General features: G+C 59.3%; 12 protein-coding genes. All 12 read left to right on the forward strand.

Annotation, left to right across the window (positions count from 1 at the left end; translation table 11 throughout):
- Window positions 1-555, forward strand: a 555-nt coding sequence (locus C9413_RS19180; protein ID WP_170250767.1) for a helix-turn-helix domain-containing protein, incomplete at its 5' end; no start/stop codon positions are given.
- A gap of 210 nt (window positions 556-765) precedes the next feature.
- Complete coding sequence (locus tag C9413_RS19185; RefSeq protein WP_040115993.1) at window positions 766-1428, forward strand: helix-turn-helix domain-containing protein; 663 nt, start codon at window positions 766-768, stop codon at window positions 1426-1428.
- A 95-nt stretch (window positions 1429-1523) separates the two neighbouring features.
- The gene (locus C9413_RS19190) at window positions 1524-2429 is read left to right on the forward strand and encodes a glutamine amidotransferase family protein (protein WP_040115992.1); all 906 of its coding nucleotides are present in this window, start codon (window positions 1524-1526) and stop codon (window positions 2427-2429) included.
- Window positions 2430-2468: 39 nt separating this feature from the next.
- Window positions 2469-3155: a GXGXG domain-containing protein gene (locus C9413_RS19195; RefSeq protein WP_040115991.1), complete on the forward strand. Its 687-nt coding sequence runs from the start codon at window positions 2469-2471 to the stop codon at window positions 3153-3155.
- A 14-nt stretch (window positions 3156-3169) separates the two neighbouring features.
- Window positions 3170-4498 (forward strand): glutamate synthase-related protein, encoded by a 1329-nt coding sequence (locus C9413_RS19200; RefSeq protein WP_170250768.1) that lies wholly within the window; start codon window positions 3170-3172, stop codon window positions 4496-4498.
- Window positions 4499-4579: 81 nt separating this feature from the next.
- Window positions 4580-5887 carry a type III glutamate--ammonia ligase gene (gene glnT / locus C9413_RS19205; protein WP_040115989.1) on the forward strand — a complete coding sequence of 436 codons (1308 nt, stop codon included), beginning with the start codon at window positions 4580-4582 and terminating at the stop codon, window positions 5885-5887.
- A gap of 81 nt (window positions 5888-5968) precedes the next feature.
- Window positions 5969-6853: a formyltetrahydrofolate deformylase gene (gene purU / locus C9413_RS19210; RefSeq protein ID WP_040115988.1), complete on the forward strand. Its 885-nt coding sequence runs from the start codon at window positions 5969-5971 to the stop codon at window positions 6851-6853.
- Window positions 6854-6998: 145 nt separating this feature from the next.
- The gene (locus tag C9413_RS19215; RefSeq protein WP_170250769.1) at window positions 6999-7694 is read left to right on the forward strand and encodes a GntR family transcriptional regulator; all 696 of its coding nucleotides are present in this window, start codon (window positions 6999-7001) and stop codon (window positions 7692-7694) included.
- A gap of 596 nt (window positions 7695-8290) precedes the next feature.
- Window positions 8291-8893: an amino acid synthesis family protein gene (locus C9413_RS19220; RefSeq protein ID WP_170250770.1), complete on the forward strand. Its 603-nt coding sequence runs from the start codon at window positions 8291-8293 to the stop codon at window positions 8891-8893.
- 18 nt (window positions 8894-8911) lie between these two features.
- Window positions 8912-9748, forward strand: coding sequence for an alpha/beta fold hydrolase (locus tag C9413_RS19225; RefSeq protein WP_040115985.1), 837 nt, complete (start codon window positions 8912-8914; stop codon window positions 9746-9748).
- Window positions 9745-10680, forward strand: a complete 936-nt coding sequence (locus C9413_RS19230) for a flavin reductase (RefSeq protein WP_040115984.1) — start codon at window positions 9745-9747, stop codon at window positions 10678-10680. The genes C9413_RS19225 and C9413_RS19230 overlap by 4 nt, the downstream gene beginning before the upstream one ends.
- Window positions 10677-11387: LLM class flavin-dependent oxidoreductase (locus C9413_RS19235; protein ID WP_170250771.1), on the forward strand; the 711-nt coding region annotated here is incomplete at its 3' end. The genes C9413_RS19230 and C9413_RS19235, both read left to right, overlap by 4 nt.

Genomic DNA, 11387 nt, shown 5'->3' on the forward strand with positions numbered 1-11387 from the left:
GAACATGCCGCCGTTCTGAAAGAGGCATTCCCGCATCTCGCCCCGCGCCAGGCGCGGTTCGTCATCGATGGTGCACGCGTGACCTGCGGTGGAGGGGTGGCACCGCTCGACATGATGCACGCCGTGATTTGCGAGCGGATGGGCGCCGATTTTGCCCGCCGGGTGAGCGATTGGTACCTGCATACTGCCGTCGCCGAACCGAGCGATCCGCAGCGGGCATCGGCCGCCAACCGCTTCGGGACCAATCACCCGGCGCTTCTCGCCGTACTGGAGAAAATGGAGACTGCGATCGAAAATCCGCTCAGCCGTGCAGAGATGGCGAGCCTGGCCGGCATCAGCGCGCGCCATCTCGATCGGCTCTTTCTCAAGCATCGCGGCATGACCTTCCTCGACACTTACCGGCAGGTCCGCCTGCGGCATAGCCGCCGGCTTTTGGAGCAAAGCCCGCTGTCGATTTCGGAGATCGCTTTTGCCACCGGCTTTTCGAGTCCCGGCCATTTCTCCAGATCGTTCAAAGCGACGTTCGGTCAAAACCCGACGGATGCGCGGCGGTAGGACAACAGGAGACCGGTTCGCGCATTGCGGTCAGTCCCCAGCTGTCGGCTCCCGACACCCACCGGACCGCGTTTTTCTCTTTAAGTCCGGCTGTTTGAATCGCATCCAAGCACGGGCCTCTCGCACGCGCATTGAAGACGGGCGCGGGTTTTTCCTTTGAATCGTGAAAGATTTCCTGAGAAGATAAATTTTGCTTTCTCCGGAGACATCATGCCTTCCAAGACACAGATCGAAAGCGCCGTAGCGCTGGATCAGAATCCGCACGCAGTCCGCGAACCGCGCGTCAACAATCTCGAGATGGCCATCGGACACGAGGTCCGCAATTTCCGCAAGAGGCTCGGCATCACCGTCACCGACCTGTCTGCGGCGACTGGCATTTCGCTCGGCATGCTGTCGAAGATCGAAAACGGCAATATTTCGCCGTCGCTGACGACACTGCAAACGCTCTCCAGGGCACTCGGCGTTCCGATTACCGCCTTCTTTCGCCGCTTCGAGGAGCCACGGAATGCAACCTTCGTCAAGGCGGGTGAAGGGGTGAATATCGAGCGTCGCGGCACGCGCGCCGGACATCAATACAGCCTGCTCGGCCATATAGACAATAATACCAGCGGCGTCACGGTCGAACCCTATCTGATCACCCTGACTGTCGAATCCGACGTCTTTCCCACCTTCCAGCACGACGGAATGGAGTTTCTGTATCTCCTGGAGGGGGAGGTGGTCTACCGCCACTCCGACGCCCTTTACCGGATGCAGCCCGGCGACAGCCTGTTCTTCGACGCGGATGCTCCACATGGGCCGGAGGAACTCGTCAAGCTCCCCTGCCGCTATCTTTCGATCATTTCCTATCCGCAGCAGAAGGCCGTCGGCGATTAGTTTATTGCCTCAAAAGAAAAAATTATTCTTCATAGTTGATTATCGCCAAACCCTCTGGTAGCACTCGTTCAGACACGAACGGAGGTTGCCAGGTCATGTGCGGCATTGTTGGACTGTTTCTCAAAGACCGGAGCCTCGAGCCCCAGCTGGGGCAGCTGCTGTCGGAAATGTTGATCACCATGACCGATCGCGGTCCGGACTCTGCCGGAATCGCAATCTACGGCTCGGCTGCCGAGGGAAAAGCGAAGGTGACGATCCAGTCGGCGAAGCCGGAGGCGGATTTCGCCGGCCTTGAAAATGACTTGGCAGAAGCCGGAATAGCGGCGAGTGTCAGCATCAAGAGCACCCATGCCATCGTTACGCTCGCTGCGGACAAACTTATGGCGATCCGGCCGCTTCTAACCGCTATACGGCCCGATGTGCGCGTCATGGGCTCCGGCGACAGCGTCGAGATTTACAAGGAAACCGGCCTGCCGAAGGATGTCGTTGCCCGTTTCAGCGTCCGCTCCATGGGCGGTTCGCACGGCATCGGCCATACCCGCATGGCGACGGAATCGGCTGTCACGACGCTCGGTGCGCACCCGTTTTCGACCGGTTCCGATCAATGTCTGGTGCACAACGGTTCGCTGTCGAACCATAACAACCTGCGCCGCGAGCTGGTGCGGGAGGGCATGACCTTCGAAACCCAAAACGACTCGGAAGTTGCAGCTGCATACCTCACCTCCGAAATGGCCAAGGGCAAGGATCTCGGGCAGGCGCTGACCGGTGCACTCGACGACCTCGACGGCTTCTTCACCTTCGTGGTCGGCACCAAATCCGGCTTCGGCGTCGTGCGCGATCCGATTGCCTGCAAGCCCGCTGTCATGGCCGAAACCGACCAGTACGTCGCTTTCGGTTCCGAATACCGCGCGCTCGTCAACCTGCCGGGCATCGAAACGGCGCGCGTGTGGGAGCCTGAGCCTGCAACCGTCTATTTCTGGGATCACCAGAAAGCCGCCTGAGCAGCATCTCCTGCGCATTCTCCAAGGGTTATTGAAAACATGCCTGTCATTGATCTTGCCATCACCCCTTTGCGTGAACTCAACAGCGCCCTGCACAGCATCCAGCAGGGTTCGAACGATCTTTCCTTCGAGGTCGTCAATCCGCGCGGCAGCCATTCGGTTGCCGTTGGCATCGATACGCCCGTCAAGGTCGATGTGAAGGGGTCCGTCGGCTATTACTGCGCCGGGATGAACGATGGCGGAGCCGTTACCGTTCATGGTTCGGCAGGCCCGGGCGTGGCGGAAAACATGATGTCGGGCACAGTCGTGATCGAAGGCGACGCATCCCAGTATGCGGGCGCAACGGGCCGTGGCGGCCTGCTGGTCATCAAGGGCAATGCAGCGTCGCGCTGCGGCATTTCGATGAAAGGCATCGACATTGTCGTTCATGGAAATATCGGCCACATGTCCGCCTTCATGGGCCAATCCGGTCATCTGGTGGTGCTCGGCGATGCCGGCGATGCGCTGGGGGATTCGCTCTACGAGGCGACGCTTTTCGTGCGCGGCTCGGTCAAGAGCCTGGGTGCCGACTGCATCGAAAAGGAGCTGCGGGCGGAGCATCTGACGAAGCTGGCTGAACTCCTCGAAAAGGCGGGCGTGACCGGAGTGAGGCCCGAGGAATTCAAGCGTTACGGCTCGGCCCGCAATCTCTACAATTTCAATATCGACAACGCCGACGCGTATTAAGGCGAGGGACCATCATGAGCTATCACAACCCCTATACCCCGCCGCGCAAGTCTGCGACCTTCGACGATTATACGCTGGCGGAAATCCGCCGCGCTGCGGCGACCGGGATCTACGATATTCGTGGCGCAGGCACCAAACGGAAGGTTCCACATTTCGATGACCTGCTGTTTCTCGGCGCGTCGATCTCGCGCTATCCGCTCGAAGGCTACCGCGAGAAGTGCGACACGTCGGTCGTCCTCGGCACGCGCTTCGCCAAGAAGCCCATTCACCTGAAGACGCCGATCACCATTGCCGGCATGAGCTTTGGCGCCCTGTCCGGCAATGCCAAGGAAGCGCTCGGACGCGGTGCGACGATTGCCGGGACCTCCACCACCACCGGAGACGGCGGGATGACCGATGAAGAGCGCGGCCATTCACAGATACTGGTCTACCAGTATCTGCCGTCGCGTTACGGCATGAATCCCAAGGATCTGCGTCGCGCCGATGCCATCGAAGTGGTTGTCGGCCAAGGCGCAAAGCCCGGCGGCGGCGGCATGCTGCTTGGCCAGAAGATTTCCGATCGCGTCGCCAACATGCGCAACCTGCCCAAGGGCATAGACCAGCGTTCGGCGTGCCGCCATCCAGCCTGGACCGGCCCGGACGACCTTGAGATCAAGATCATGGAACTGCGCGAGATCACCGACTGGGAAAAGCCCATCTATGTGAAGGTCGGCGGCGCGCGCCCCTACTACGATACGGCTTTGGCGGTGAAGGCCGGCGCGGATGTCGTCGTCCTCGACGGCATGCAGGGCGGCACTGCAGCCACGCAGGACGTTTTCATCGAGCATGTCGGCATGCCGATCCTCGCCTGTATCCGCCCCGCAGTTCAGGCCCTGCAGGATCTCGGAATGCATCGCAAGGTGCAACTGATCGTATCGGGCGGTATCCGTTCCGGTGCGGACGTCGCAAAGGCTCTGGCACTCGGTGCCGATGCCGTTGCCATCGGCACGGCGGCGCTGGTTGCGCTGGGCGATAACGACCCGAGATGGGAAGACGAATATCGAAAGCTCGGTACCACGGCCGGCGCGTATGATGACTGGCACGAAGGCAGGGACCCGGCTGGTATTACGACACAGGATCGGGAACTGGCGGCTCGCCTGGATCCGATCGCCGCGGGCCGCCGCCTCGCCAACTATCTGAAGGTCATGACGCTCGAAGCCCAGACCATCGCTCGTGCCTGCGGCAAGAACCACCTGCACAACCTGGAGCCGGAAGATCTTTGCGCGCTGACCATGGAAGCAGCTGCCATGGCGCAGATCCCGCTCGCTGGGACGAGCTGGTATCCGGGCAAGGGAGGTTTGTGAAACCGCATCAAAACAGCGAGCCGCATTTGGGAGGATGCGGCTCGTTTCCGTTGAGTGTCTGAATACAAAAAAGGGGAATGCATGACACTGGATCTCTCGACATATGCCGCGGACAACGGCATCAAATATTTCATGATCAGCTTTACCGATCTGTTTGGGGGCCAGCGCGCCAAGCTGGTGCCGGCCGAAGCGATCGCAGACATGCAAAAGGACGGCGCCGGTTTTGCGGGCTTTGCCACCTGGCTCGATCTGACGCCTGCCCATCCCGATCTTTTCGCCATTCCGGACGCATCCTCGGTCATCCGGCTTCCCTGGAAAGAAGATGTGGCCTGGGTCGCAGCCGACTGCGTCATGGAAGGCCAACCGGTCGAGCAGGCTCCCCGGGTTCTCCTCAAGAGACTGATTGGCGAAGCTGAAAAGGCGGGCCTGCGCGTCAAGACCGGTGTCGAGCCGGAATTCTTCCTGATCTCGCCAGATGGTTCGAAGATTTCCGACGAGTTCGATAATGCCGAAAAGCCCTGCTATGATCAGCAGGCAGTCATGCGCCGCTACGACGTCATCGCCGAGATCTGCGACTGCATGCTGAAACTGGGCTGGAAGCCCTATCAGAACGATCATGAGGATGCCAACGGCCAGTTCGAGATGAATTGGGAATATGATGATGCGCTGCAGACGGCCGACAAGCATTCCTTCTTCAAATTCATGGTGAAGTCAGTTGCCGAGAAACACGGTCTTCGCGCCACATTCATGCCGAAGCCCTTCAAGGGCCTGACTGGCAACGGCTGCCATGCCCATATTTCCGTCTGGGACCTCGAGGGTAGAAACAACGCGTTTGCCGACAAAGCAATGCCGTTTGGTCTTTCCGCCAAGGGCAAGACCTTCCTCGGAGGCATCATGAAACATGCCTCGGCGCTGGCCGCGGTGACCAATCCGACCGTCAATTCCTATAAGCGCATCAACGCGCCGCGGACGATCTCCGGTGCGACCTGGGCGCCGAACACGGTGACTTGGACCGGCAACAACCGCACCCACATGGTGCGCGTGCCCGGCCCCGGCCGCTTCGAGTTGCGGCTGCCCGACGGCGCGGTCAATCCCTATCTGCTGCAGGCAATCATCATCGCGGCGGGACTCTCTGGCCTTCGCAGCAACGCCGATCCGGGGCCGCATCACGATATCGACATGTACCGCGACGGACATACTGTAACCGATGCCCCCAAACTACCGCTCAACCTGTTGGATGCACTTCGCGAATACGAGAAAGACACCGAACTGCAAGCCGCCCTCGGCACGGAATTCTCGGCGGCCTATCTGAAGCTAAAGCGGGGCGAGTGGAACACCTATTGCTCGCAGTTTACCGCCTGGGAGCATGAAACGACCCTTGACGTCTGATATTTTCTCCGCTGCCCTTCGCGGCCTTCCCCCGCACTGCGCACGGGGTGTCTTTTTGACATCGCTGCAAGAGAGCCTGCCATGACGCAATTCATCCTGACGGTCACCTGCAAATCAACGCGCGGCATCGTGGCCGCCTTGTCCGGCTATCTGGCGGATGCAGGCTGCAATATCGTCGACTCGTCGCAATTTGACGACCTCGATACCGGTCTCTTCTTCATGCGTGTCAGCTTCCTGTCGGAAGAGGGCCTCGCTCTTGCGGAGCTTGCCGAAGGTCTAAAGCCGATCGCCGCGGCGTTCAGGATGGACGCTAAGGTCCACGATGGCGCGCGGCGCATGAAGGTCATGCTGATGGTCTCGCGCTTTGGCCATTGCCTCAACGATCTTCTCTATCGCTGGAAAATTGGCGCGCTGCCGATCGATATCATCGGCGTCGTCTCCAACCATTTCGACTATCAGAAAGTGGTCGTCAATCATGATATACCGTTCCACCATATTCCGGTGACCAAGGAGAACAGGCCGCAGGCGGAAGCCAGGATCATGGACCTCGTGGAAGGAACCGGCACCGAACTCATTGTGCTCGCACGCTACATGCAGATCCTTTCTGATCGCATGTGCACCGAGATGTCAGGCAAGATCATCAATATCCACCACTCCTTCCTGCCGAGCTTCAAGGGCGCCAATCCGTACAAGCAGGCCTACGGTCGCGGCGTAAAGCTGATCGGCGCGACGGCTCATTATGTCACCGCAGACCTCGATGAAGGCCCTATCATCGAACAGGACACGGTGCGCGTCACCCATGCCCAGAGCCCTGAAGACTATGTCTCGCTCGGCCGCGATGTCGAGGCGCAGGTTCTGGCGCGCGCCATACATGCGCATATCCATCGCCGCACCTTCATCAATGGCAACCGCACCATCGTCTTTCCGCCAAGCCCGGGGAGCTACGCATCCGAGCGCATGGGGTAAAATGCAGCGTGCGCGAATAATTGCGCCGCCAGTTGCAATCGCCCGACCCTGTCGATAAGTATTTGGTACGCCATAATATGGTGTGGCCGGTGTATTATTCCGGGAAGACGCCGTCGAGCATGGCATATCAAGACAGGGGCGGACAATGGCGGGTGGTTTGAAAGATTCGACGATCAAAGTGGAACGGCCCGCGAAAACCCTGCGCGAACTGGCGCTTGACAAGGGTCGCGAGGCGATCGACAGCGGCCATTTCAAGCCCGGTGATCGTCTGGTTGAGCGAGATCTCTGCGCCCAGCTTGGGGTAAGCCGGACGATCGTTCGCGAGGTGCTACGGCATCTTGAGTCGGAAGGCCTTGTTGCAAATCTTCCGAACAAGGGCCCGATCGTCGCCCGGCTGGATGCTGATGAAGCGCGACAAATCTATGAAATACGCGGAGCGCTGGAGGGCATGGCGGCGCGCCTGTGCGCCGAGCGTCACGATTCTACAATCGTTGAAGCGCTCGAGGGGGCGCTCTACGATATTCGCCAATGCTATCGCGAAAAAGACATGCCGGGCGTGCTGGCCAGTACCTCGGCCTTTTACCAGGTGCTCTTCAGCAAGGTCGATCGCCACGTCGCCTGGGGTATCGTCAATCTTCTGACTGTCAGGATCAATCATCTCCGCTCGATGACGATCAAGACGGATAACCGCAACGTCGAGGGTCCCGCACAGATGGAGCGGATCATCGAGGCGATCAGGCGGGGCGATGGTGAAGGCGCCTATCGCGCTGCGATGGACCATGTAACAAGTGCGGCGGCGATCGCCGAGGCCGTGATTTCTGCCCAATCGCCGGCTGCCTGACATCTTCGTCGTTGACGTGAAGCACAGCGGTCTTTGCCACGCGCCGCTGTTTACGCATGCTGCGGAGCCAAGAGGATTGGTGCGCTCGACTGGCTCAATCTCACGCAAAGAGTACATCGCTTCCAAAAATCGGTGCGGCTGCAGGTTCAGCCAAAATCAGGACTATCACCGGACACGCGCCAGAATGAGCGCGGTCGGAACCGTCACCGTGCGGCGAGTGTTGCAACGCGTTCGCGCACCACTTTGTCCCCTCATCGACAACCATTGTCGTCGAGATCGGGCTTGAACGTGTCGAAAAGACTGCTCGGCGGATCCTCATGTCCCGAGTTGTCATTGTCCATCATTTGAAGTGCGCAAAACAAACGGCGAGGTCGGATGCAGAGGCGCCGAGGAGCAAATTCGGCTTAAAACGAGGCGGAATGACTCGCCTCCCGTGAACCCCCATGAGGTGGTCGGATCGAGCAAGAATTCCCTAACTACCTGATCGAAATACAAAAATCGACTGAAGAGGACGCCGCAGCCGCTTGTTCGCACAAGGCTATTGACGAATTAATATTATGGCATACCATAACATCATATGTAGCTGAGGACGTCGCATGAGCATCCAGATTCGCAAGACGCTGTTGCAAGTTGAAACCACCTTGATCGAAGGCGGAAAAACCGCCCCGCTGCCGCTGAAACTGTATTCGGCTTTCGCGGTGGTTAAGAACCCGTGGGCTGGCAAAGGCTTTGTCGAGGACCTCAAGCCGGAAATCCATGCGGGCGCCCCTGTGCTCGGAGAATTGCTGACTCGCATGATCATCGAAGCCGTTGGTTCGGGCGAATCCGTCGAAGGTTATGGCAAGGCCGCAGTCGTCGGTCTCGACGGCGAAATCGAACACGCTTCAGCGCTGATCCACACGCTGCGTTTTGGCAATCACTACCGCAATGCAGTTGGCGTCAAGTCTTATCTTGCCTTCTGCAATACCCGTGGCCCGGCCAATGCGCCGATCATGATCCCGCTGATGGACAAGAACGACGAGGGCCGCCGTTCGCATTACCTGACCATTCAGGCAGCCATTCCCGATGCCCCGGCCGCCGACGAGATCCTCGTAGCACTGGGGGCGTCCGTTGGGGGGCGTCCGCATCATCGCATCGGCGACCGCTATCAAGACCTCAAGGATCTGGGCCACGACGTCACCAATCCTGCAGGCGTTTGAGAAGGAACAGCTGGCGTCATGCAAACGACACACTCCAGATTGTCGGAAGAGGCATCGATGCAGTTCCAGCGCCAGCACACCATCAACGGCGTTTCATACTTCGAGGCCGGTGAAGGCGAACCGTTGGTTTTGATCCATGGCGTCGGCATGCGGTTCGAGGCTTGGGCCCCGCAGATCGCGCTGTTTGCAAAGACGCATCGTGTCATCGCCGTCGACATGCCTGGACACGGAGAAAGCGCCAAGCTGCCGAGCGGAAGCAAACTTGAAGACTTCGTTGCCTGGTTCGGCCGGTTTCTCGACGAGTTGAAGATCGATGCTGCAAATGTCGCCGGCCACTCCATGGGAGCTTTGATCTCCGGTGGGGCTGCTGCTTCTTTCGGTAGGCGGATCCGGCGGGTTGCATATCTTAACGGTGTCTATCGCCGCAATCCCGAGGCGAAGGCAGCGGTCATGTCTCGCGCAGCTGCAATCTGCGCCAATGGCGTCGACCGCGATGGTCCGCTGAAACGGTGGTTCGGCGACGATGATAATAGCCTTTCAGCGCGCGATCTCACGCGTGGCTGGCTGGGCATGGTCGATCCCGAGGGTTACGCCATCGCCTATTGTGCCTTTGCCGGCGGCGACGATACCTATGCGGACGGCTGGCGAGATGTTCGCTGCCCAGCTTTGTTCTTGACAGGCTCCGATGACCCCAATTCGACGCCGGAAATGGCGACGCAAATGGCGGCGATCACCCAAAATGGCTGGGCTCGTATCGTCGACGGGCATCGGCACATGGTTAATCTCACCGCGCCTCATACCGTCAATAGGCTGCTTGCGGAATGGCTTGAACATCGAGAGGAGGAGCCGAGATGACCCCAGAATCCATCGATCCACGCGCACTGAGAGACGCCTTCGGCGCTTTTCCGACCGGCGTAACGGTCGTGACCACCCGCGATTGCGACGACCGCCCGATCGGCTTTACAGCAAACTCATTTACATCGGTCTCCCTTGATCCGCCTCTTCTGCTTGTCTGCTTGGCAAAGACCTCACGCAACTATGCGACGATGACGGGTGCGAAGCATTTTGCAATCAACGTTCTTTCGGAAAGTCAAAAAGATGTGTCGAACACCTTTGCACGGCCAGTCGAGGACCGCTTCGCCGCAGTCGAATGGTCTGAAGGCAAGGCCGGCAGCCCAATATTCGCGAATGTTGCGGCGTGGTTCGAGTGCGCCATGGAGAAGATGGTGGAAGCTGGCGACCACGTCATCCTGATGGGGCGCATCACCGCCTTCGAGAATACCGGCCGCAACGGATTGGGCTATGCCCGCGGCGGTTACTTCACCCCCATCCTTGCAAGCCGGGCCGTTTCGGCCGCAGCGGAAGGCAATATTGAGCTCGGTGCCGTTCTGGAGCGCGACGGCGATGTTCTCCTTCTCGGCGATGACATGCTTTGGCTGCCGGGCTGCGACGTAAAGGAAGGCAGCCCGACCGAAATTCTGCGAGATTATCTTGAAGATCTGACCGGGCTGAAGGTTACGATCGGTTTCCTGTATTCGGTCTATGAGGACAAGAGCGCGGGAAAGCATCACATTGTCTACCGTGCCTTTGCATCGCAAGGCGCTCCGGCCGCTGGACGCTTTCTGAAGCCCAAAACACTCACGGCCGAGCAATTCAAGACAAGTTCGACGGCCGATATCATCGCGCGTTTTGCGCTGGAGAGCTCGATCGGCAATTTCGGGGTTTATTTCGGCGATGAGACTGTTGGTACGGTCCGCCCGGTTGCAGCGAAGGTGGCACAAGCATGAAGTTTTCTCTCTTCGTCCACATGGAACGCCTCGACGAAAGTCAGAGCCACAAAGGCCTGTATGACGAGTTCGTGGCTCTCTGCGAGATCGCTGACAAAGGTGGCATGCATGCGATTTGGACGGGCGAGCATCACGGCATGGATTTCACCATCGCGCCCAACCCCTTCGTGACCATCGCTGACCTGGCGCGTCGAACGTCGCGAGCGAGATTAGGCACAGGAACGGTGATCGCACCGTTCTGGCATCCGATCAAGCTTGCCGGCGAGGCGGCCATGACCGACATCATCTGCGACGGCAGGCTCGATATCGGGATTGCCCGTGGCGCTTATTCGTTCGAATACGAGCGTCTGCTTCCCGGTCTGGATGCCTGGGCGGCGGGCCAGCGCATGCGCGAGCTCATTCCGGCTGTCAAAGGTATTTGGAAGGGCGACTACGCCCACGACGGCGAGTTTTACAAGTTTCCGTCAACCACGTCGGCGCCGAAACCGCTGCAGCTGCCCAACCCACCGATCTGGGTCGCAGCCCGTGATCCGAATTCCCACGAATTCGCTGTCGCCAACGGCTGTAACGTCCAGGTTACCCCCCTTTGGCAGGGTGATGACGAGGTGGAAGCGCTGATGGGACGGTTCAATGACGCCTGCGCGAAGAATCCGACGATCGACCGGCCCCAGATCATGCTGCTGCGTCATCACGATGTCGGTTCGTCG

This window comes from Rhizobium sp. SEMIA 4085 (genome assembly GCF_013004495.1).
Lineage (GTDB): Bacteria > Pseudomonadota > Alphaproteobacteria > Rhizobiales > Rhizobiaceae > Rhizobium > Rhizobium gallicum.